Annotated in this window: 25 protein-coding genes; 12 read left to right on the top strand and 13 right to left on the bottom strand. The window is 60.1% G+C overall.

The features are described 5' to 3' along the window. Window positions 1-170: 170 nt before the first annotated feature. From AADA15_RS11025 to AADA15_RS11000, 6 genes are all read left to right on the top strand, one after another. The gene (locus AADA15_RS11025; protein WP_341641609.1) at window positions 171-731 is read left to right on the top strand and encodes a F0F1 ATP synthase subunit delta; all 561 of its coding nucleotides are present in this window, start codon (window positions 171-173) and stop codon (window positions 729-731) included. Beyond that, complete coding sequence (atpA, locus tag AADA15_RS11020; RefSeq protein ID WP_341641608.1) at window positions 732-2,273, top strand: F0F1 ATP synthase subunit alpha; 1,542 nt, start codon at window positions 732-734, stop codon at window positions 2,271-2,273. Window positions 2,274-2,285: 12 nt separating this feature from the next. Continuing rightward, complete coding sequence (locus AADA15_RS11015; RefSeq protein ID WP_341641607.1) at window positions 2,286-3,161, top strand: F0F1 ATP synthase subunit gamma; 876 nt, start codon at window positions 2,286-2,288, stop codon at window positions 3,159-3,161. A gap of 22 nt (window positions 3,162-3,183) precedes the next feature. Beyond that, window positions 3,184-4,608 (top strand): F0F1 ATP synthase subunit beta, encoded by a 1,425-nt coding sequence (gene atpD, locus AADA15_RS11010; protein WP_341641606.1) that lies wholly within the window; start codon window positions 3,184-3,186, stop codon window positions 4,606-4,608. An 11-nt stretch (window positions 4,609-4,619) separates the two neighbouring features. After that, window positions 4,620-5,033, top strand: coding sequence for a F0F1 ATP synthase subunit epsilon (locus AADA15_RS11005; protein WP_341641605.1), 414 nt, complete (start codon window positions 4,620-4,622; stop codon window positions 5,031-5,033). Between the two features lie 139 nt (window positions 5,034-5,172). Next, entirely contained in the window at window positions 5,173-5,523 is a 351-nt protein-coding gene (locus tag AADA15_RS11000; protein WP_341641604.1) for an H-type lectin domain-containing protein, read from the top strand. Window positions 5,524-5,689: 166 nt separating this feature from the next. On the opposite strand, the gene AADA15_RS10995 is transcribed toward AADA15_RS11000, so the two are convergent. Together AADA15_RS10995 and AADA15_RS10990 are read right to left on the bottom strand one after the other, a co-directional pair. After that, window positions 5,690-5,944: a hypothetical protein gene (locus tag AADA15_RS10995; protein WP_341641603.1), complete on the bottom strand. Its 255-nt coding sequence runs from the start codon at window positions 5,942-5,944 to the stop codon at window positions 5,690-5,692. A gap of 138 nt (window positions 5,945-6,082) precedes the next feature. Then, window positions 6,083-7,102 carry a ribose-phosphate pyrophosphokinase gene (locus tag AADA15_RS10990; RefSeq protein ID WP_341641602.1) on the bottom strand — a complete coding sequence of 340 codons (1,020 nt, stop codon included), beginning with the start codon at window positions 7,100-7,102 and terminating at the stop codon, window positions 6,083-6,085. Between the two features lie 106 nt (window positions 7,103-7,208). Between AADA15_RS10990 and AADA15_RS10985 the strand changes: the two genes are divergently transcribed. Together AADA15_RS10985 and AADA15_RS10980 are read left to right on the top strand one after the other, a co-directional pair. Further along, entirely contained in the window at window positions 7,209-7,805 is a 597-nt protein-coding gene (locus AADA15_RS10985) for a 2-hydroxychromene-2-carboxylate isomerase (RefSeq protein WP_341641601.1), read from the top strand. 5 nt (window positions 7,806-7,810) lie between these two features. Then, entirely contained in the window at window positions 7,811-8,623 is an 813-nt protein-coding gene (locus AADA15_RS10980) for an alpha/beta fold hydrolase (RefSeq protein WP_341641600.1), read from the top strand. 49 nt (window positions 8,624-8,672) lie between these two features. Here AADA15_RS10980 and AADA15_RS10975 read toward each other — a convergent pair whose 3' ends face one another. Continuing rightward, on the bottom strand, window positions 8,673-9,080 hold the full coding sequence (locus AADA15_RS10975; RefSeq protein ID WP_341641599.1) for a hypothetical protein: 408 nt from the start codon (window positions 9,078-9,080) through the stop codon (window positions 8,673-8,675). Between the two features lie 105 nt (window positions 9,081-9,185). Between AADA15_RS10975 and AADA15_RS10970 the strand changes: the two genes are divergently transcribed. After that, complete coding sequence (locus tag AADA15_RS10970) at window positions 9,186-10,004, top strand: LysR family transcriptional regulator (protein ID WP_341641598.1); 819 nt, start codon at window positions 9,186-9,188, stop codon at window positions 10,002-10,004. Window positions 10,005-10,046: 42 nt separating this feature from the next. On the opposite strand, the gene AADA15_RS10965 is transcribed toward AADA15_RS10970, so the two are convergent. From AADA15_RS10965 to AADA15_RS10935, 7 genes are all read right to left on the bottom strand, one after another. Then, window positions 10,047-11,081 carry a threonine aldolase family protein gene (locus AADA15_RS10965; protein ID WP_341641597.1) on the bottom strand — a complete coding sequence of 345 codons (1,035 nt, stop codon included), beginning with the start codon at window positions 11,079-11,081 and terminating at the stop codon, window positions 10,047-10,049. Continuing rightward, window positions 11,081-11,533 (bottom strand): YcgN family cysteine cluster protein, encoded by a 453-nt coding sequence (locus tag AADA15_RS10960; protein ID WP_341641596.1) that lies wholly within the window; start codon window positions 11,531-11,533, stop codon window positions 11,081-11,083. The genes AADA15_RS10965 and AADA15_RS10960 overlap by 1 nt, the downstream gene beginning before the upstream one ends. After that, the gene (locus AADA15_RS10955; protein WP_341641679.1) at window positions 11,530-12,462 is read right to left on the bottom strand and encodes a bifunctional riboflavin kinase/FAD synthetase; all 933 of its coding nucleotides are present in this window, start codon (window positions 12,460-12,462) and stop codon (window positions 11,530-11,532) included. Before AADA15_RS10955 ends, AADA15_RS10960 begins: the two co-directional genes overlap by 4 nt. Window positions 12,463-12,547: 85 nt before the next feature. After that, entirely contained in the window at window positions 12,548-12,991 is a 444-nt protein-coding gene (locus AADA15_RS10950) for a MaoC family dehydratase (RefSeq protein WP_192964012.1), read from the bottom strand. 126 nt (window positions 12,992-13,117) lie between these two features. Beyond that, on the bottom strand, window positions 13,118-13,993 hold the full coding sequence (locus AADA15_RS10945; RefSeq protein ID WP_341641595.1) for a TIGR01459 family HAD-type hydrolase: 876 nt from the start codon (window positions 13,991-13,993) through the stop codon (window positions 13,118-13,120). A 326-nt stretch (window positions 13,994-14,319) separates the two neighbouring features. After that, a complete protein-coding gene (locus AADA15_RS10940) occupies window positions 14,320-14,646 on the bottom strand; it encodes a hypothetical protein (protein ID WP_341641594.1) in 327 nt (108 codons plus the stop codon). Between the two features lie 83 nt (window positions 14,647-14,729). Next, on the bottom strand, window positions 14,730-15,650 hold the full coding sequence (locus AADA15_RS10935; RefSeq protein ID WP_341641593.1) for a manganese-dependent inorganic pyrophosphatase: 921 nt from the start codon (window positions 15,648-15,650) through the stop codon (window positions 14,730-14,732). 186 nt (window positions 15,651-15,836) lie between these two features. On the opposite strand from AADA15_RS10935, the gene AADA15_RS10930 reads away from it, so the two are divergent. After that, window positions 15,837-16,553: a DUF2161 domain-containing phosphodiesterase gene (locus tag AADA15_RS10930; RefSeq protein WP_341641592.1), complete on the top strand. Its 717-nt coding sequence runs from the start codon at window positions 15,837-15,839 to the stop codon at window positions 16,551-16,553. On the opposite strand, the gene AADA15_RS10925 is transcribed toward AADA15_RS10930, so the two are convergent. The 3 genes from AADA15_RS10925 to AADA15_RS10915 all read right to left on the bottom strand — a co-directional run bounded on the left by AADA15_RS10925 (window position 16,531) and on the right by AADA15_RS10915 (window position 19,353). Beyond that, window positions 16,531-17,511 (bottom strand): acyltransferase family protein, encoded by a 981-nt coding sequence (locus tag AADA15_RS10925; protein ID WP_341641591.1) that lies wholly within the window; start codon window positions 17,509-17,511, stop codon window positions 16,531-16,533. The two genes, AADA15_RS10930 and AADA15_RS10925, sit on opposite strands and share 23 nt — an antisense overlap. A 434-nt stretch (window positions 17,512-17,945) precedes the next feature. Continuing rightward, complete coding sequence (locus tag AADA15_RS10920; protein ID WP_341641590.1) at window positions 17,946-18,503, bottom strand: VPLPA-CTERM sorting domain-containing protein; 558 nt, start codon at window positions 18,501-18,503, stop codon at window positions 17,946-17,948. Window positions 18,504-18,747: 244 nt separating this feature from the next. Next, window positions 18,748-19,353, bottom strand: coding sequence for a PEP-CTERM sorting domain-containing protein (locus AADA15_RS10915; protein WP_341641589.1), 606 nt, complete (start codon window positions 19,351-19,353; stop codon window positions 18,748-18,750). Between the two features lie 531 nt (window positions 19,354-19,884). Between AADA15_RS10915 and AADA15_RS10910 the strand changes: the two genes are divergently transcribed. Both AADA15_RS10910 and groL read left to right on the top strand, forming a co-directional pair. Continuing rightward, window positions 19,885-20,172, top strand: a complete 288-nt coding sequence (locus tag AADA15_RS10910; RefSeq protein WP_192963993.1) for a co-chaperone GroES — start codon at window positions 19,885-19,887, stop codon at window positions 20,170-20,172. Between the two features lie 66 nt (window positions 20,173-20,238). Beyond that, window positions 20,239-21,888, top strand: a complete 1,650-nt coding sequence (gene groL, locus AADA15_RS10905; RefSeq protein WP_341641588.1) for a chaperonin GroEL — start codon at window positions 20,239-20,241, stop codon at window positions 21,886-21,888. Window positions 21,889-22,054 lie beyond the last annotated feature (166 nt).

Genomic DNA, 22,054 nt, shown 5'->3' with positions numbered 1-22,054 from the left:
AATTCAGTCATTTTGCTGTTCCCGCTATAGGCAGTTGATAGGTTGGGAACGCTCTGCTACATCCACGCTGATTTCGATGACCTGCCGCAACGGCGGGCTGACTCACACCCCCGGGTGCTGCTCTTCCAGAGTACGCAGACCGGGGCCAAAATAATATCGGAAGGGTGGACGTGTCCGAACCAGCTTCGATTTCTGCAGGCATCGCCGCGCGCTATGCCAAGGCGGTCTTTGAGATCGCTGAAGAGAACAAGGCGCTCGACAGCCTTGAGACCAGCATCAATGACCTGGCAGCTGCCCTGGCTGGCAGTGAAGATCTTCAAAATCTGATCAGCTCGCCTTTGGTGACGCGTGAAGAGCAGGCCGCAGCGATCTCCGCTGTTGCAGCAAAGATGGGATTGGACCCGGTTCTGGCCAACACCCTGTCGCTGATGGCTTCCAAGCGCCGCCTGTTCGTGGTGCCCGCGCTGATCGAGGCACTGCGCGCCAGCCTGGCCGAGGCCCGCGGTGAAGTCACCGCAGAGGTGACCTCTGCCAAGGCGCTGACCAAGACCCAAAGCGAAAAGCTGGCCAAGACCCTGGCCGAGCGCGTGGGCAAGAAAGTTACCATCAATGCAACCGTCGATGAGAGCATCATTGGCGGTCTCGTCGTTAAAGTGGGCTCGAAGATGATCGACAGCTCGATCCGCTCCAAGCTCAACTCCCTACAGAACGCAATGAAAGAGGTCGGATAAATGGGTATCCAAGCAGCAGAGATTTCTGCGATCCTGAAAGACCAGATCAAGAATTTTGGTCAAGAAGCAGAGGTGGCCGAGATTGGCCGCGTGCTGTCCGTTGGTGACGGTATCGCTCGCGTTTACGGCCTCGACAACGTGCAGGCCGGTGAGATGGTCGAGTTCCCTGGCGGCATCATGGGCATGGCGCTGAACCTCGAAGCCGACAACGTCGGTATCGTGATCTTCGGCTCGGACCGCGACATCAAAGAAGGTGACGTCGTCAAACGCACCAACTCGATCGTGGACGTTCCGGTTGGTCCCGAACTGCTGGGCCGCGTTGTGGACGGTCTGGGCAACCCGCTGGACGGCAAGGGTCCCATCAACGCCAAAGAGCGCGGCATTGCCGACTCCAAGGCGCCGGGCATCATCCCGCGTAAGTCGGTGCACGAGCCGATGGCAACCGGCCTCAAGTCTGTTGACGCGATGATCCCGATCGGCCGTGGCCAGCGTGAGCTTATCATCGGCGACCGTCAGACCGGTAAGACTGCTGTTGCTCTGGACGCGATCCTGAACCAGAAGGTCTACAACGACGCCGCAGGCGACGATGAGTCCAAGAAACTGTACTGCGTCTACGTCGCCGTCGGCCAGAAGCGTTCCACCGTTGCCCAGCTGGTGAAGAAGCTGGAAGAAAGCGGCGCGATGGAATACTCGATCGTGGTCGCCGCAACCGCGTCCGACCCGGCTCCGCTGCAGTTCCTGGCGCCCTATGCCGCAACCGCGATGGCGGAATACTTCCGCGACAACGGCAAGCACGGCCTGATCATCTATGATGACCTGTCCAAGCAGGCGGTTGCCTATCGTCAGATGTCCCTGCTGCTGCGCCGCCCGCCGGGCCGTGAAGCCTATCCGGGTGACGTTTTCTACCTGCACTCCCGCCTGCTGGAACGTTCGGCCAAGCTGAACGAAGACTTCGGCTCCGGTTCGCTGACCGCTCTGCCCGTCATCGAAACCCAGGGCGGCGACGTGTCGGCCTTTATTCCGACCAACGTGATCTCGATCACCGACGGTCAGATCTTCCTTGAAACCGAACTGTTCTACCAGGGTATCCGCCCCGCCGTGAACACCGGTCTGTCGGTTTCGCGTGTGGGCTCCTCGGCCCAGACCGACGCGATGTCCTCGGTTGCCGGTCCGGTGAAACTGTCCCTCGCTCAGTACCGCGAAATGGCGGCCTTTGCGCAGTTCGGCTCTGACCTCGACGCCGCAACCCAGCAGCTGCTGGCCCGTGGTGCACGTCTGACCGAGCTGATGAAACAGCCGCAGTACTCGCCGCTGACCAACTCGGAAATCGTCTGCATCATCTTTGCAGGCACCAACGGCTACCTCGACAAGGTCGACGTCAAGGACGTTGGCCGCTATGAAGCCGAACTGCTGAGCTTCCTGCGCGGCAAGAAGGCTGACTTCCTGCAGTGGATCACCGACGAAGACCCCAAGTTCAAAAAGGGCGAGCCGGTCGAAAAAATGAAGGCGGTACTCGACGAATTCGCTGCCGACTTCGCGTAAGGAGATAAGGCAGTGCCAAATCTCAAGGACCTGAAAAACAGGATCGCGAGTGTCAAAAGCACCCGTAAGATCACAAAAGCCATGCAAATGGTGGCCGCGGCGAAACTTCGCCGCGCCCAGGAAGCTGCCGAAGACAGCCGTCCCTACGCCAAGCGGTTCAACGCCGTGATGGCGGCCCTGGCGGCTTCGGTGGGTGACAGCGAAGCAGCGCCCAAACTGCTGCGCGGCACCGGAAGCGATCAGGTACAGCTGCTTGTCGTAATGACAGCCGAGCGTGGTCTGTGTGGTGGCTTCAATGCCAACATCGCCAAGCTGGCCCGTCAGAAGGCAGCTGAGCTGAAAGCCGCTGGCAAGACGGTCAAGATCCTGACCGTTGGCAAAAAGGGGCGTGATGCCCTGCGCCGTGATTTTGCGGATCATTTTGTCGGCCACGTGGACCTGAGCGAAGTCAAACGCCTTGGCTATGCCAATGCGCAGGACATCGCAAAGGACATCCTGACCCGCTTTGATGCCGGTGAATTCGACGTTGCAACGATCTTCTACTCGGAGTTCGTCAACGTCGTGACACAGGTGCCGACGGCGCAGCAGATCATTCCGGCCTCTTACGAGGGCGGTCAGGCCGAAGAGACCTCGGCGGTATACGACTACGAGCCCAGCGAAGAGGCGATCCTCGCCGACCTGCTGCCCCGTGGCGTATCCACCCAGATCTTTGCGGCGCTGCTGGAAAATGGCGCATCCGAACAGGGTGCCCGGATGAGCGCGATGGACAATGCGACCCGCAACGCGGGCGACATGATCGACCAGCTGACCATCGAGTTCAACCGTTCCCGTCAGGCCGTGATCACCAACGAGCTGATTGAAATTATTTCGGGCGCCGAGGCGCTCTAAGAGACAACCGGAGACCAATCACATGGCAAATGCAAAAGGCAAGGTGGTTCAGATCATCGGCGCCGTTGTCGACGTCCAGTTCGGCGACGACCTGCCCGCGATCCTGAACGCCCTCAACACCGACAACAACGGTAAGAATCTGGTTCTGGAAGTTGCGCAGCACCTGGGCGAAAACACCGTCCGTACCATCGCAATGGACGCAACCGAAGGTCTGGTTCGCGGTCAGGAAGTTGTCGACACCGGCGCTCCGATCTCGATCCCGGTCGGGAACGCGACCCTGGGCCGCATCCTGAACGTCGTGGGTGAGCCCGTCGATGAAAAGGGTCCCGTGAACGCCGCGGAAACCCGTCCGATCCACGCGGCCGCGCCCGAGTTCAACGACCAGTCGACCGAGTCGGAAATCCTGGTGACCGGCATCAAGGTGATCGACCTGCTCGCGCCCTACTCCAAGGGTGGTAAGATCGGCCTGTTCGGCGGTGCCGGCGTTGGCAAGACCGTTCTCATCATGGAACTGATCAACAACATCGCAAAGGTGCACTCGGGCTTCTCCGTGTTCGCCGGTGTTGGCGAACGGACCCGTGAAGGCAACGACCTTTACCACGAGATGATCGAATCCAACGTGATCAAGCCCGACAACCTGGAAGAGTCGCAGGTGGCTCTGGTTTACGGTCAGATGAACGAACCTCCGGGAGCCCGTGCGCGTGTTGCTCTGACCGGTCTGACACTGGCCGAACAGTTCCGCGACCAGTCCGGTACCGACGTTCTGTTCTTCGTGGACAACATCTTCCGCTTTACCCAGGCGGGCTCCGAGGTGTCGGCTCTGCTCGGTCGTATTCCTTCGGCGGTGGGCTACCAGCCGACCCTGGCAACCGACATGGGCGCCATGCAGGAACGCATCACCTCGACCAAGAACGGTTCGATCACCTCGATCCAGGCTGTGTATGTTCCCGCGGATGACCTTACCGACCCCGCACCTGCAACCACCTTCGCGCACCTTGACGCAACCACGGTTCTCAACCGTGCGATCTCGGAACTGGGCATCTACCCGGCTGTGGACCCGCTCGACTCCTCGTCGCGCCTGATGGACCCGCAGATCGTTGGCGAAGAGCACTACAAAGTGGCGTCCGACGTTCAGCAGATCCTCCAGCGTTACAAGTCGCTGCAGGACATCATCGCCATCCTCGGCATGGACGAGTTGTCGGAAGAGGACAAGCTGACCGTCGCGCGTGCGCGTAAGATCCAGCGTTTCCTGTCCCAGCCGTTCGACGTTGCGAAGGTCTTTACCGGTTCTGACGGTGTTCAGGTTCCGCTGGAAGACACCATTGCCTCGTTCAAGGCTGTTGTGGCCGGCGAATACGACCACCTGCCCGAAGGCGCCTTCTACATGGTTGGCGGCATCGAAGAGGTGAAGGCAAAAGCCGAGAAAATGGCTGCTGAGGCGGCCTAAGGAGGGCCCTGATGGCTGATACCATGCAATTCGACCTCGTGAGCCCGGAGCGGAGCCTTGCTTCGCTTCAGGTGAGCGCGGTTCAGATCCCCGGCGCGGAAGGCGACATGACGGCTATGCCGATGCATGCGCCGACCATCACCACCCTGCGTCCGGGTGTCCTGCGGGTCGAAAGCCCCCAAGGCACTTCGGAGTATGTGGTCACCGGCGGCTTTGCCGAAATCGGCTCCGAGGCGCTCTCGGTTCTCGCCGAAAAGGCAATCCCGATGGATGAAATGACCCGTGCGCATCTTGATGAGCTGATCGAGGACGCGCGCAATACCTACAAGACTGCAAAGGAAGCGGAGCAGCCCCACGACATCGTCGAGGAAGCCGCGAAACTTCTGGCAGACATGGAGGCCCTTGGCACCCACATGAGCCTGTAACCGGCTCTGCGCCAAGCGGACAACTCTTTGGAAACCGGCTCCATCTGGGGCCGGTTTTCTTTTGGTGGGCCGGGTGTTTATATGCTGAGTTGAGCATTGGACTCGGGATCTACCTCAAGACGAAAGGAGCCGCCCTCAGATGAAAAGACTGCAAAACCCCCGCACCGGTATCGATCAAGGGGATGTCGTCGTGTTTTCCGAATTTGACAGCGACGGCCCCATGTGGACGGGGAAGGGTGCCCGCGAGCGGCGCAGGGCGGTGGAGTTTTCTGAATCCTTTGCGCGTCCGCCTGCGGTGCATGTCTCACTTTCGATGTGGGATATGAGTACTGAAGCGGCGGTCAGGGCGGATCTGTCGACCGAGAACATCAGCGAGACCGGTTTCGAGATCGTCTTTCGCACCTGGTCCGATAGCCGCATCGCCCGCGTCCGCGCCGCCTGGATGGCCATTGGCGATCTGCCGTTCGAGGACGATTGGGACGTGGACTGAGTCTTTGCTGTCGCCCGTGGATGCCATCCGGGGAAGTCAGCCTTTTCGCAGGTTGAGTAGTGGACTTCTCTTGGAAGGAGGGAAGAACCGCGTGACGCTGGTCAGGGTTGGCACATTTCTTTTGTGACAAAAATACTTGTGGCACTAGGAGAGATGTGTGTCTCGCCTATGACATGTGGGATAACCACTTGAGATCTGACCGCGCCCCTCGCTCGCAGTCGTCAAGACATACAAAGTAGCCGGAAATCGTCGCGCAGGTCCAATAGCCTCCGTCGGGATAAAACAGCAGATCATCCTCTTCGACATTGGTCCAGATATTTTCATCGTAGCGAAAGAACTTACCATCCTTGCTGACGAGGATGTCGACAGTACGCGTGCCTTCTTCATTTCTCACCGTCTTCTTTACAATCCACTCATGCATTTCGCCCGGCTTTCAATCTAACATGTTCATGCGCAGCACACGCTCTTGCAAAAAGAGCACTTCTGCTAATCCAAGCATCAAAAAAGGGCCCCGCGCAAGTCTATGCACGGGGCCCTTTGAACGATGGAGCGACTGACTTCACACGTGGCTGTAAAGCGACTCGTAGATCGGGATCAGGGTCTTGTCTTCGAACAAGGAAGACACCGAGGTGCCATGCCAGATGTTCAGGATCGCCTGGGTGAACAGGGGTGCGGTGGGCAGGATGCGGATGTTGGGGGCGCCCAGGACCGCTTCGGTCGGCTGGATGGTATCGGTCAGCACGAGGGACTTCATCACCGAGTTGGTGACGCGCTCCACCGCGGGGCCGCTCATCACGCCGTGAGTGATATAGGCGTGGACTTCCTTGGCGCCATTATCCAGCAGCACCTGCGCCGCCTTGCAGAGCGTTCCGGCCGTGTCGCACATATCGTCGACGATCAGGCAGATCTTGCCGGTGACATCACCGATCACGGTCATCTCGGCCACTTCGCCCGGCTTTTCCCGGCGTTTGTCCACAATGGACAGGGGCGCGTTGATCCGTTTCGCCAGCTCACGTGCGCGCGCGACGCCGCCCACGTCAGGTGACACGACCATCAGATCTTCCATCTCATCCTTGAACTGATGCTTCACATCCAGCGCAAAGATTGGCGAAGCATAGAGGTTATCCACGGGGATATCAAAGAACCCCTGGATCTGAGCCGCATGCAGATCCATGGTCAGCACCCGTTCAATTCCGGCACCAGTCAGCATGTTGGCGACCAGTTTGGCCGAAATCGGCGTGCGTGCCTTGGTGCGGCGGTCCTGACGGGCATAGCCGAAGTAGGGGATCACTGCAGTGATCCGCTGGGCAGACGAACGACGCAGCGCATCCGAGATGATCAGCAGCTCCATCAGATTATCATTGGCCGGATTCGACGTCGGCTGGATGATGAACATATCCTCGCCGCGGACGTTCTCGTAGACTTCCACGAAGATCTCGCCATCGTTGAACCGTTCGACACGGGCATCAACCAGACCCTGATCTACACCGCGGTGCATACTCATTCTGCGGGCAATGGAATTGGCGAGCGGGAGGTTGGCGTTCCCAGCGATAAGCTTGGGTTCGTTCATGGTCGGCATTGGCTGATATCCCCGGGCAGCAAGGCAATGTGACAGATTCGTGATATTGAACCCCGCTTAGCATGCGCCTAGGGTCCAGCCTAGTTCTTAGCGGGAGAAAAGCGACATGGCGGCCATCGATTTCTATTTCTCGACCCTTTCCCCCTATGCCTATCTGGCCGGAAACAGGCTTGAACAAGTGGCGGCGCGGCATGACGCCCAGATCACCTACAAACCTCTCGACATCATGGCGCTGTTTCCGCGAACCGGGGGGACGCCGCCAAGGGACCGCCATCCTGCCCGCCAGGAATACCGGCTGATCGAGATGGAGCGGCAGTCAAGGAAGCTGGGAATGCCGATGACCCTCAAGCCTGCGCACTGGCCCACCAATGCGGCCCCGTCTTCTTACGCGATCATTGCGGCGCAAAAGGCCGGGGGAGGAGATGTTGGAGCTTTGGTCCATGGCATCCTGCGCGCCTGCTGGGCCGAGGAAAAGGATATCGCCGAGGACAGCGTGATCCGGGAGTGCCTGACCCACGCGGGATTTGACCCCGCGCTTGCGGACAGCGGGCTTCTGGTTGGCGCCGAGACGTATGGTCAGAACCTGGAGGACGCGGTTTCTGCTGGCGTTTTCGGCGTACCGTTCTATGTCACCGATGATGGTGCCAAGTTCTGGGGCCAGGACCGGCTGGATGATCTGGACCGGCACCTCACGGAGCGATAGCCTGCATGAAAGATATGGCGCAGACCCTGCCGCAGCCCGTTTTTTTCCGCAGTTTCGGGAGCGGTCCGCGCAAAATGCTGGCCGTACATTGCTCGCTTGCGCACTCTGGGACATGGCGAGGGGTGGCAGAGGCTCTGGATGGCCAGGTGACCATAACTGCCTTTGACATGCTGTCGCACGGGCGCAGCCCGGACTGGGACCGCAAGGGGGATTACCAGGACCGTAACACCGAGGCCGGGCTGTCGCTCATGCCGGATGAACCTGTTGACTTGATCGGCCATTCCTTCGGCGCGACCGTCGCCCTGCGCATGGCCTTGAGCCGCCCGGAGCAGGTTCGCAGCCTGATCCTGATCGAACCGGTGCTGTTCCGCGTGGCGGTCGAGGATGCGCCTGAGGTCGCCCATCGCACCCAGGAAGAGAGCATGCCGTTCATTGAGGCCTTTGAGGCCGGGGATGAGGCGCTGGCGGCGCGGCTCTTCAACCGCAGCTGGAGTTCGGGCACCCCCCGCTGGCCCGACCTGCCCGAGGCGACGCGCGCAGCCATGACGCGGGCCATCCATATCGTTCCGGCCTGCGATGCATCGGTCTATCAAGACCGGGCGGGGGTCTTGCGTCCGGGCGTACTGCAGGGGCTGGAGATGCCGGTTCTGCTGCTGCGAGGCAGTGATACTCAACCCGTCATTGCGGTGGTGAACGAAGGTCTGGCGCAGCGTTTGCCCAACGTGCGTTCAGACGTCATCGCGGGGGCCGGCCACATGGTGTCGATCACTCATCCCGCAGAAACTGCCGCCCGGATCCGTTCTTTTTGGGCAGACTGAGGGCTGCCGTTTATCCCGGAAGGCAGGGGCGCGCCCTCCGGGCTGCTTGTCAGATTGTGTCGATGGTAGTGACTGTTTCTCTGAAGTAGTCGATCTTGCCAGCTTGTTCATGGGTGACGATGTAGGTGACACTGTTCACCATTCCGTTCTGTCTTGGATAGAAGAACTCCTGCTGCATCCGTGTCATGGCCCACCCATCGCATAGCGTTTTCGTGGTGAGATCCTGAATGCGCGTGCCCTTAGGGAAGATCTCTTCGCCCAGCCGTTGGAGGACCGCAGCGAACTGGCCTATGCCCTGAGCCTGCTGCCAGGTGGTATCCGCATCGTCATTGTAGTGATCGATGCGAAAGTCGATATCCTCGGCCAAGAGGTTAAAGATCGAGGGGTCCCCTGCTTCGAACAGACGCAAGACCTGTTCGATCAGAGGGGCGTGGGTGACAGACGCAGCGGTTTCCATGAATGGCTCCTTGAACAATTGCGGTGAATCCAGTGATCCTTGTTTCGCACGCTGCATTGGTATAGGTAATTCCTGTATTTCCTATATAGTGTATAGGTAAAGGCTATGCTTGATCTTGCTCCGCTCAGATACTTTCAGTCCGCCTATGAAACCGGAACCTTCAGTGCAGCTGCGCGTCTCAACGAGGTGCGCCAACCTTCGGTTTCTGCGGCGATTGCCCGGCTTGAGGCCCATTATGGTGGGCCGCTGTTTCAGCGTGGTCCCGCAGGGCTGGTTCCTACCGATCTGGGGCACGAGCTTTACGAGCAATGTGGCGTGGTTCTGTCGCAGCTTCAGCAGATGGAGGACCGTCTGAAAAAGCGCATGCGCCCTCAGCTGCGGGTGCACTGTTGTCCCGATGTATTGATGGAGCCTTTTCAGAACGGGTTTCAGCGCCTTTCGCGAGAAAAAGACGGCATGGTCTTCCAGTTCACCGACACCCCCCAACTGGCGGATGTGGTGCTCTGCTCCGAAGCCTGTACGCCTGAGGGAATGGGATTTGTCGGACTGTGGGACGAAGGCTATGGGGTGGCTTTGCCCCTGGGGCATCCCCTAAGCCTGCGTGCAGAGCTGACGCTGCAGGATCTTGCCCAGCTGGAGATGATTTCACGCCCCTATTGTCCATCCGCAGACCTGTTCCGCGCTGCCGGGGAGGGCAGGCTGATGGTTTCGGCTCAGGCGCTTCATGACGCACAGCTATTGGAACTGGTTGCAGCCGGTCTCGGCGTGGCTCTGGTCCCGCTCACCTATGCGCAAGTCTCCGATCGGATCGCCATATGCGCCCTGCGCGAGGCTGCCAATGTCACCCGCCGAGTGGGGATCGCCCATCGCAAGACCAGTGTTGCGGCGTCCGCCGCCAAAACCCTTGCCGAGGTGTTGTCCTGAGCGGGCGCGAGGCCAGCGGCCCCTGCATCTGTGGTTTCGGTATCAGAGCAGGTTCAGAAAGGCCGTGATTTCATCCCGGCTGATCGACCAGTCACACACGAACCGCGCGGTGACGGGGTCGTCTTCCGGTCCCTCCAGCGGGCCATCCCACAGATGATAGACCGCCCCGGCCTCCATCAGACGCTTGTGGGTGCTGCGGGGCAGGGCGGCAAAGGCCATGTTGGCCTCCGGCTCTGACTGGAATGTGGCACCTGCCTTGCGCAGACCGTCGGCCAGGAAAGCGCAGGAGGCATTGGCGGATTGTGCGCTTTTGAGCCACAGATCTTCGCGAAGATAGGCGAGCATCTGCGCCGACAGGTAGCGATGTTTCGAAAAGAGATGCGCGCCCCGCTTGCGGCGCAGCTCGAACTCCCAGGCGTGTTTGGGGTCAAAGAAGATCACTGCCTCGACCCCCATCAGCCCGTTTTTTGTGCCTCCAAAGGACACCGCATCCACGCCCGCTTTCCAGGTCATTTCAGCCGGGGAGCATTTCAAAGACACCAGCGCATTGGTGAAGCGCGCGCCATCCAGATGAACCGGCAGGCCGTATTCCTTGGCGACGGCGCAAAGGGCGCTCAACTCGTCGCAGCTGTAGACAGAGCCGCGTTCCGTCACTTGTGTGATCGAGACCGGTCCGCGCTGGGGGCCATGAACGCCTCGGGTTTCTTCGCCTGCGATGCTCTTGCGCAGGGCCTCGGGGGTCATCTTGTCACCACCGGGCACCAGCGTCAGCTTTGCGCCGCCGGTGTAGAATTCGGGCGCGTTGCACTCGTCCTCGTGGATATGGGCCACGGGGCTGCAGAATATGGTCTGGAAGGGGTCTGACAGGGTCGCCAGAGCCAGGGAATTGGCGGCGGTGCCGGTCGCCACCAGATAGATCGCTGCCTCGGGTGCCTCGAATATGTCGCGCAGACGCTGGCGCACGGCCTCCATCTGGGCGTCGGCACCATAGCCCATGGCATAACCCATGTTCGCTTCGCTGAGGGCCTCCAGAACTTCGGGGTGAACGGGGCCGGAGTTGTCAGAGGCAAAGAACATCAGATGGGCTCCTCAATGATATGGTCTTCCCAGTCTTCTTCGGGGGTGTCGAATTCTGAAACCGTCATGCCCTGAACCGACACGCCAGCGCTGTGGACTGAATTCGGATCGCCCGTGATCAGCGGATGCCAGGCGGGCAGGGGCTTGCCCTGCCACAAGAGGCGGTAAGCGCAGGTCTGCGGCATCCAATAGGCGTGGGTATCCAGATTATCCGGGCGCAGAACGATGCACTCGGGAATGAACTGGTGACGGTTTTCATAATGGGCGCAGCGGCAGGTCTGATCGTCCAGCAGGCGGCAGGCCACGCGGGTGAGGGCGACCTCGCCGCTGTCCTCATCCTCCAGCTTGTTGAGGCAGCATTTGCCGCAGCCATCACACAGCGCCTCCCACTCGGCTTCGGACAGCTTGTCGAGCGGCTTTTTCTCCCAGAACCGGGGGGCGAGCTTTGTCATGTCGCCGCCAGAATGTCGCGCGCCTGTGCGCAATCGGCGTCCATCTGCGCGATCAGAGCTTCCAGTCCGTCGAATTTCATCTCGGGGCGCAGGTAGTCGACCAGCCCGACGGAGAGGGTCGCGCCGTAAAGGTCGCCCGTAAAGTCGAAGAGGAAGGTCTCGATATTCGGGTGATCGCCATCGAACATGGGCCGCACACCGATGGAGGCCGCACCATGATAGCTGCCCTTGTGCGGGCCATCCAGCACATCGACCAGGGCGGCGTAGACGCCGAATGCAGGGGGGTGCAGCCCATCGATGGACATGTTCGCGGTCGGAAAACCAAGGTCGCGCCCGCGCTGTTCGCCGCCGATCACGGTCCCTTCGATCCGGTGCCAGTGGCCAAGCATGGCCGCCGCATCGCGCGGGCGACCATCGCTCAGCGCCTGGCGGATCGCTGTCGAAGACACGGTATGTTCGGTGTATTCCATCAGGGGTGCGATGGTGACGCCAAAGCCCATGTCCTGCCCGAACCGGGTCAGATCCTCGGCGGTGCCTGCGCGCCCCTTTCCAAAGCAGAAATCGGCCCCGACGACAACGTGCCTCAGGCCAAGCCCTTTTGACAGAACCTTGGAGGCAAAATCTTCTGGCGTGAGACCGGAAAGGGCGGCGTTGAAATTCAGCTGGTAGAGCTTCTCAACCCCCAGCTTTTCCAGCCGGGACGCCCGTGCCGCCGCCGACATCAGGCGAAAGGGCGGCGCGGCGGGGGCAAAGAACTCGCGCGGGTGCGGCTCGAAAGTGACCACGCCCAGAGGGGCATCCGGTGCCGCCTGGCGGGCCATGTCGATGACCGAACGGTGGCCGCGATGGACGCCATCGAAATTGCCGATCGCGACGCTGGCGCCGCGGTCCTGGTCTTCGACGAATTGATAGTCTCGAATGATGCGCATTGCGCCTGCGTAGCGCCCCGTGCCGGGGCATGCAAGCGTGCCGTTACGCATCTGTCTGGCCGTATCTTGGGGCCGACGGCGGGACTCAGTCGAACTTGCGCGAGGGGGCCATGACCATGGCTTCGCCCACAAGCACCTTCTTGCCATCGACCATGCAGCGGCAATCAAGGCGCACGCGGCGTTTGTCGATCTGGATGTCGGTCACCTCGACCTCGGCCAGAACCATGTCGCCGGGGCGCACCGGGGCGAGGAACTTCAAGGACTGGCTCATGTAGATGGTGCCATGGCCGGGCAGCTGTTCGCCGATGACGGCGGAAATCAGACCGGCTGTCAGCATCCCATGGGCGATGCGCCCTTCAAAGATCGTGTCGCGGGCATAGTCGTCGTCCATGTGAACCGGGTTGTGATCAGTCGAGACATCGGCGAATTTCTGGATATCCTCGTCCGTCACCACTTTGCGCAGGTAGCGGACCATGCCCATTTCAATGTCTTCGATGCAGATGGTTCCGCGTGGCAGATTGTCCAACATGCGCCCCTCCGGGTTTGCGGGCAGCAATGGGTGCCCTTGAAATTTTTGAGCGCATGGGCGCTCCGTTCTGCAACTTTATTACTTTGCAGGTGCAGAAAATCAAGGGTTTTCTGACGGGTTTTCGGTTTAGCGCAGGCGTCCGATCGAAAAGGTCGGAGCGCTCTCTTCCTTTTCCAGATAAGCGGTTAGCGCTTCCGGGTCCGGTTGGTGCGACGTTTTGGTTTCCGCTGCGGCCAACCCGCCTGTGATGAACAGAGAATCGATTCCCTCGCCCATGGCACCGGCGACATCAGTGTGCGGACCATCTCCGATCGCCAGGATATCCCCATCTGAGATGTCCTGTCCCAGCTCGGCCAGGCGACGGCGCGCCAGGTCATAGATGGGGGGGTGCGGCTTGCCAAAATACAGGCTCTCTCCGCCCATTTCTGTGTAAAGCCGCGCCAGAGCGCCTGCGCACCATTCGCGGGTCTCGCCGCGGTCCACCACGATATCCGGGTTGGCGCACAAGAGCTTCATGCCCTTTTGCTTGGCATAGAGGAAGTCCGCCCGGTTCACATCCGGGTCCGCCATGGGGTCAAAGGGGCCGCAGCAGACAATGCCGGTTGCCTCTTGCAGGGGAACACGAGTGATTTCGACGGGCGAGTCGATGACGTGCAGCGGCTCAAAGAACCCAGCATCGCGCTGCCATTCGCCCATGAAGTAGACCTTGTCGCCCACTGCGCCGGTGAACATGGCCGCGCGCGCAGAATCGCCCGAAGTGGCGATGGTGTCATAGGCGTCTTGGGGTACGCCGAATTGGGACAGCTGCTCTGCCACACCTGCGCGCGGTTTTGGGGAGTTGGTCACCAGAACCACAATCCCGCCGCCTTTTCGGTAGTCTTGCAGGGCAGCAACTGCCTCGGGGTAGGCGGTGATGCCGTTGTGCACACATCCCCAAAGGTCCACAAAGAGGGCGCGATAGGGGGCCGAGACCTCCGAGAGCGTTTCAATGATATGGGTCATGGTTTGGCCTTTCCTGTCTGGACATGCAGCGCGGGACATCGCGCGCCAGATATGACCGAGTTCCCGCCGCAGTGCCACCGCTTTATCTGCCGCCGGATTTGGGCGGAACTCTGCGTGAAACTTTGCTTTGCGGCAGTTTCCCGCGCAGCCGCGCCATCATGTCCACCAGTAGGACTTCCTTAAGTATTCCAAAAATATGATGTGTGCTCGGGCGAACAGCAGCGGTAACGTGAAAAGGCAGAGCAATGAAACTCAAGACTTACACACGATCTTTTGCCCCGGCTTTGGTCCTGGCGGTTTGGGCCGCCGGGGCGCCGCAGGCGTTTTCAGCGCATGCAAACCCTTGGGCGGAGGAGGATGACGAAGTGCAAGAACAGTTCCACGACGTCAATCAGGCCAGATCGGAAGGAACCCCCGGTCAGGATGAAATGAACGGCGCTATGACGCGCAGCGCGCATGGCAAACTGGGCACGGCCTCCAACGCAAGTGGTCTTGCTGGCGGCAGCAACAGCGGTGATGGCGCCGGAAACGGTGGCGGCCACGGCGGCGGTGGTGCTGGGAACGGTGGTGGCGGTGGCCATGGCGGCGGGGCTGGCAATGGCGGTGGAGGCCATGGAGGCGGCGGTGCCGGAAATGGTGGTGGCGGTGGTCACGGCGGCGGCCGCGGGTGATCCTCTGCCGAGTATGAAAAAGGCGCCCTCAAGGGCGCCTTTTGTTTTGTCCGTTGGTCGTGCGATCAGACCTTGAGGTTCGGAATGATCTGCTTTTTGCGGCTCATCACGCCGGGCAGAACAACGGTGTCGCCTGCGGCATCGGCATCAAAGCTTTTCTTGGCGACGGTTTTGACCAGATCGTTGGGCACCAGCAGGGTGGCTTCCTCGTTCAGGATATCCACCACGAAGAGCAGCACCTGATCAACGCCGTCTTCGCTGGCGACGGTGGTCATGCTGTCCATCAGCGAGGCCTTGCGGTCCAGTACGACGCCGGGCGCGGTGGTTTCCAGAACCGAGACGCGGAACTTGGTGCCGTCGACTTCATATTCTTTCGAATCCATGCGGATCAGTTCCGCATCCGAGAAGGAGGAGACATCGGATTTCGCGGCGAACATCTCGGCGGCGTATTCGGCGATGTTGATGCCGAGGTCGGCTGCCAGCTTCTCGGCCACGGCGCGGTCGTGGTCGGTGGTGGTGGGCGAGCGGAACTCCAGGGTGTCCGACAGGATACAGGTCAGCGCGGCGCCTTTGACGGCTTCGGGCATCTTCGCCATGTCGTCCCCGATCAGGTCGTGCATGATGGTGGCGGTGCAGGCCAGCGGTCGGATGGTGATGTCGATCGGACCTTTGGTTTCGAGGCCGCCCACCAGTTTGTGGTGGTCGATGATCGCCTGAACGTCGGCGCCGTTGATGTTGGCAGGCAGTTCGGCCGGGTTGTTGGTGTCCACGATCACGACGGGCTGGTCATCTGCCACATCGGCGATGATCTCCGGCTTCTCAAGGCCCCAGCGTTGCAGCATGAAGGCCGCTTCGGTGTTCGGCTCGCCCAGCAGTTTGGGCGCGGCGTCGATGCCTTTGATCTCATTCAGGTACCAGGCCCAGACAATGGGAGAGCCGGTGGAATCGGTGTCGGGGGATTTGTGGCCGAAAACGAGCGTGGTCATGATGCAATCCTGTAGAAACGGGAGAATTTGCGCGCCTTATAGCAGGGCGGGGGCGTTTGTCACCCCATCACCGCTGCGCTGCGGCGCTTGGCCCTCCGTGTCGATTGGCCTCCGCTTGGTCGGCAGGGGCATTTGCCCCCTCTTGTTTTGTTGACGACCCCGAAAAGCCGGGCCATGGTCGCCGCCATGAACCGCGAAGATCAGCTATATCCTCCGATCAAGGCCCTCTTGGAACGCCAAGGCTACGAGGTGAAGGGAGAGGTCGGTGCCGCCGATGTGGTGGCGCGGCGCGGCGATGAGGATCCTGTCATCGTGGAGCTGAAGCTGCGGTTTTCCCTGTCGTTGTTTCATCAGGCTGTCACCCGTCAGGCGATCACGGATCTGGTTTATATTGCCGTTCCCAAGCCCAAGGGGAAACAGGCGCGGCGGATGCTGAAGGATAACCTTTCGCTTTGCCGCCGTCTGGGCCTTGGTCTGATCACCGTTCTGCCGGACGGGCGCGCTGAAGTTCAATGCGATCCCGGCCCATATACGCCGCGCAAGTCCAAGGTCCGCAAACAGCGCCTGCTGCGGGAGTTCGACCGCTTGCGGGGCGATCCGAATACCGGCGGGACCACGCGCCAGGGGATTGTCACCGCTTACCGGCAGGATGCGCTGGCCTGCGCCGTGCATTTGGCTGCTCATGGCCCCTGCAAGGGGGCAGACGTTGCGCGGGTCACAGGGGTTGCGCGGGCCACCACCCTGATGCGCGACAATCACTATGGCTGGTTCGAGAAGGTCTCTTTGGGGGTCTATGCCCTGAGCGACAAGGGGCGCGATGAGTCGGTGATCTGGGCAATCAGCAATGATGGTGCGGACAGGTCGACCAATCCTGTGTCGGTCAGAAGCCCAGCAAACGTGTGACTCCGAGCCGTTGCGCCCAAAGTGCCAGCGCCAGAGGACCTGCAAGGCCTATCGCAGTGCCCAGAATGAGATGCAGGGAAGGATCGCTGATACCGATCTTAATCAGCGCGATGCGGGTCGCGGCGCTGAAAATCGTATGGGCCAGGAAAACGGCCATGGAATGCTGACCAATGAGGCGGATGGTGCCGTTCAGTCGCCCTTTGCTTCCGAGGCGGGCAATGGGTTGGGCCAGAGCCAGGAACAGGAGGGTCACCAGAGCGGATTGCACGTTCAGCCCAAAGGACTTGGGCTCGGCGTATTGCGCGAGACTGCCGAGGGCGATGAATGCCACTGGCGCCCAGAGATAGGGTCTGGGCGGCAACCAGATCTTTCCTTCCATCCAGTTTCCGGAAAATCCAAGGGCCACGCCCAGAGCGAGAAACGGAAGATGCCGGAAGGTCTCGGCGATCCAGTCAACGAGGGTGGGCGGGATTTCCAGCATGTCCCAGACCAGGCTTGCCGCAAGGGCCAGGATGAGCCAGACCACAGGACGCTGGCCAAGCGCAGGCAGAGCCCGCACCAGGCCGCCCCAAAACACCATGCCAAGGAACATTGCCCAGAGAAACCAAAGGTGGTCGACAGGTGGCAGAGGGAGGACCAGCAGGGCTGCGGGGTCTGCCGGAGCGTTTGCGGAGGCGCCCGCGAGCACGCGAAGCGCGATGAACAGATAGGTCCAAAGCGCCAGGGGATAGAGCAACCGCAGGCTTAGATGGCCAAGGTAGCGCCCTGCGGTACCGCGCTGAGCTTGCTGAAGCAGGAACGACCCGGCGAGAATGAAAAAGGCGTTCATGTGGAACAGGTAGATGAACCTGTCCAGATACCCGAGCCAGCCTTGCTCCAGCCCTAGGAGGTTGGCATTCGCGAGCCCGCGCCAGCAGTGGGCCAGAACGACCAGAATGATTGCCAGCCCACGAGCCATGTCCACCCAATGAAGGCGGCAGGTTCCCGTATCGGCCTTTCGCCGGAAGTCAGTGGGCACGCGTCGGGTGTGTGGCATTGGGGAATCGGTTGGCCTTTGAATGTGTTCTGATGTTCCGTTGCAGCTTGCGGTTAAGATTTCCAGACAGGCAGCCACGTCGAACCTGAGTTGATGAATGGATGATGTCCGGAAGCGGGTTTATCTTTGGTTGACGGGGGCAGGTTCACTTCGAATGATCCGGCAAATTTCCGTGCGGCCAGACCGGACCAAATGGTGTTTGTGCGATACGCACAGGAAACCCCGTCATCATGGTTGACTGAGCTCCGGGATTGGCGCGAGCGGGCATGCATTTCACCGAAACAAAAAAGGCGCCGACAGGCGCCTTTTCCTTGGGGCTTCAGACCGTGGCTTGTTGCTTCGCTCAACAGGCGGCCTCAGGCTGCAGCGGCTTTGGTCTTTGATTTGCGGCGCGCGCGCATGGCCCCCATTCCAGCGATGCCAAATCCAAGCAGGCCCAAGGAGGCCGGCAGCGGAACAGGTGCGATCGAGTTGAACGAGACCGAGCCATAAAGGGTCCGCGATCCAAATTCATGCACGCTGCCACTGAAATCGAACAACAGGTTCAGGAACCCATCAGCAATTAGCGGCGCGAAATCAGCATTGGCGATAGTCGCGCTGCCAGTATGCAGGGAAGAGTATTGTGTTCCCTGGTCGCTTGCAAAGTCGAAGGCATCGTTGGCGCTGTTGTTGTCGAACACGCGTCCAAGGCTGAAACCCTCAATCGACACGTCAATGTACTCACCAGATGAGTTCAGGTCGTCGCGGACCGAGAAAGTCAGGATCGCATCGCCGAGAATCGTTGTGGGTGTGGCGAGACTGAACGCTTGATTGTGACCAGTGCCGACGCCGGCCACCGGACCAAAGTTCAGGGTCGCAGCACTAGCTGAACCGGCAGCCATTGCAAGCACAGTAGAAAGGAGGAAACTTTTCATAATGACTACTCACTCTAAAATCACGTTGGAACGCCAATAATTTGTGACGAATTCGGCGCAAAAGCAAGGAATGTTTAATCCAGAGTTAACCGTAGGGTCCGGTTTGCCGGATCACATACGGGCCCCGGTCGCACTGAACATCTGGGTTTCAGGCCCGAAGCCGCAGATGCTTTGAAAAAAAACATCGGGGGCTGAGCAATCCGACATATTGATTGATCGACTTGAGAAGAAAAAGGGCGCCATTTCAGCGGTTTGGTTCCCGGCATCGCGAGCCATCAGCCCGACGCTGCACGGCTTTGGTCTTAGATTTGCGGCGCGCGCGCAGGGCCCCCACTCCTGCAATGCCAAATCCAAGCAGGCCCAGAGAGGCAGGCAGCGGAACGGGCGCGACTGTGGCGAAAGAGATCGACCCGTAAAGCGTGCGTGGGCCGGTCTTGTTTACAAAACCGCTGAAATCGAACAGCAGGTTCAGGAACCCATCGGCAATCAGCGGCGTGAAATCAGCATTGGAAATGGTCGCGCTGCCCGTGTGCAGGATGGCAGTGGACAGTCCCGATTGCGTTCCCTGGTCGTTGGCAAAGTCGAAGGCATCGTTCGAGGGGTCGTTGTCGAACACACGTCCTAGGCTCAAGCCCTCAATCGACACATCAACGAACTCGTTAGTTGCGTTCAGGTCGTCAAGAACCGAAAAGGTGAGCGTCGCATCGCCGGCGATTGTCGTCGGGGTGGCGATGTTGAACAGCTGGTTGTGACCATTGCCAACTCCGTACACCGGTCCAAAATTCAGAGTTACAGCACTTGCGGAACCCGCGGCGACCGCGAAAACGGCGGAAAGAAGAAGACTTTTCATTGGGCGATGCTCGAATGTATTTGGAAAAGGGGCACCGTCAATTGAGAAGAATTTTATTCAAATTGCAAGTATCTCCACTGGGCAAAGCGGTCGTGTTGCACATCCGGAACGTTCGTGTGTCCACCCGTTGGGCCTGCCGGGGGCGCGTTATGCTGTAGAGGGCTGTTCGGTCACACGCTAACGCTAAGCAATTGATGACTCGCGCTATGCTGGACACAATGCCTCTCCCCGGCCTATGCCCGATGAACGCTCAGAGCTGGAAACATCACACATCATCAGGTGTCAGGTCCTGTGTGCGGCACGGTTTTCGGAGGCAGGCAGGTCGCGCCCGGGGGCAGCTCCATCTACTGGTGCCCAGCCTTCCGGGCGTTCTTCCTTTTTTGATTTTCTGTCGAGATGCGTGTTGACAAGGTGCGGTGCCGTTCCTAGCTTCCGAGCCGTTAGCACTCACCCGATGTGAGTGATAACGCCCCCGCGGGGAGCGGGGGCTGACTAGAAAACAACCTTTGAGCCTATTAAGGAGCTGCAAAGATGGCATTGAAACCGCTTCATGACCGCGTGCTGGTACGCCGCACCGAGAGCGAGGAAAAAACCGCTGGCGGGCTGATCATCCCCGATAGCGCCAAGGAAAAGCCCTCGGAAGGCGTTGTTGTCGCCACCGGCGAGGGCGCCCGCAAGGACAGCGGTGAGCTGATCGCAATGGCCGTTAAGGCCGGTGACAAGATCCTGTTCGGCAAATGGTCCGGCACCGAAGTCACCGTCGACGGCGAAGAGCTGCTGATGATGAAGGAAAGCGACATCATGGGCATCATCGAGTAAGCCCTCCGGCTTCTCTGATCCCATTTCATCGCTGACAAACACAGATTTTCTCAAGGAGAAACGAAAATGGCTGCTAAGGACGTCAAATTCGACACCGATGCCCGCAACAAGATGCTGCGCGGCGTGAACATCCTCGCCGATGCCGTCAAAGTCACCCTCGGCCCAAAAGGCCGCAACGTGGTGCTCGACAAATCCTTTGGCGCACCGCGCATCACCAAGGACGGTGTTTCGGTTGCCAAGGAAATCGAACTGGAAGACAAGTTCGAGAACATGGGTGCCCAGATGGTGAAGGAAGTCGCTTCCCGCACCAACGACGAAGCCGGTGACGGCACCACCACCGCGACCGTTCTGGCCCAAGCCATCGTCAAGGAAGGCCTCAAGCAGGTTGCTGCCGGTCTGAACCCGATGGACCTGAAGCGCGGCATCGACATGGCAACCACCAAGGTCGTCGAAGCGATCAAGGAAATGGCGCGCCCGGTGAACGATTCTGCTGAAGTCGCTCAGGTCGGCACCATCTCTGCCAACGGCGAAGCCGAAATCGGCCAGCAGATCGCAGACGCGATGCAGAAAGTCGGCAACGAAGGTGTGATCACCGTCGAAGAAAACAAAGGCATGGAAACCGAGACCGACGTGGTCGAAGGCATGCAGTTCGACCGTGGCTACCTGTCGCCCTACTTCGTCACCAACCCGGACAAGATGATTGCAGACCTCGACGACTGCATGATCCTGCTGCACGAGAAGAAACTCTCCTCCCTGCAGCCGATGGTTCCGCTGCTCGAGCAGGTGATCCAGTCGCAGAAGCCGCTGCTGATCATCGCCGAAGATGTGGAAGGCGAAGCGCTGGCGACCCTGGTTGTCAACAAACTGCGCGGCGGTCTGAAAATCGCAGCCGTCAAGGCGCCGGGCTTCGGCGATCGCCGCAAGGCCATGCTGCAGGACATCGCGATCCTGACCGGCGGTCAGGTCATCTCCGAAGATCTGGGCATGAAGCTCGAGTCCGTGACCATGGACATGCTGGGCACCGCCAAGAAAATCGAGATCACCAAAGACGAGACCACCATCGTTGACGGTGCAGGCGAGAAGGCCGAGATCGAAGCACGCGTTGCCCAGATCCGTACCCAGATCGAAGAGACCACCTCGGATTACGACCGTGAGAAGCTGCAGGAACGCGTTGCCAAACTGGCAGGCGGTGTTGCCGTGATCCGCGTTGGCGGCATGACCGAAGTCGAAGTGAAAGAGCGCAAAGACCGTGTGGACGATGCTCTGAACGCAACCCGCGCAGCTGTGCAGGAAGGCGTAATCGTCGGCGGTGGTGTTGCACTGGTTCAGGCCGGTAAGGCTCTGGAAGGTGTCACCGGTGCCAACGCAGACCAGAACGCAGGTATCGCCATCGTGCGCCGCGCCATCGAAGCGCCGCTGCGCCAGATCGCCGAGAACGCCGGTGTTGACGGTGCCGTGGTTGCCGGCAAGGTCCGCGAATCCACAGACAAGAACTTTGGCTACAACGCTCAGACCGACGAATATGGTGACATGTTCAAATTCGGTGTGATCGACCCGGCGAAAGTGACCCGCACCGCTCTGGAAGATGCGGCCTCGGTTGCTGGCCTGCTGATCACCACCGAAGCCATGGTTGCCGACAAGCCCGCCAAGGAAGGCGCGGCCGGCGGCGGCATGCCCGACATGGGCGGCATGGGCGGCATGGGCGGCATGATGTAAGCCACGCCATCCAGCCGGATGATTTTGGGGTCGCCTTCGGGCGGCCCCTTTTTGTTGGACGGCTGCAGGATCCGACGAAACAGGGCAACGAAGCCGTAGGACCCTCCCGCGGTCCCAGTACCGCAATGCGTTGGCGGGAGGATGTTTTCAAACTCTATTAGGCACG

This window comes from Phycobacter sedimenti (assembly GCF_038148855.1).
GTDB lineage: Bacteria > Pseudomonadota > Alphaproteobacteria > Rhodobacterales > Rhodobacteraceae > Phycobacter > Phycobacter sedimenti.
This window is presented reverse-complemented; position numbering and strand designations above follow the sequence as displayed.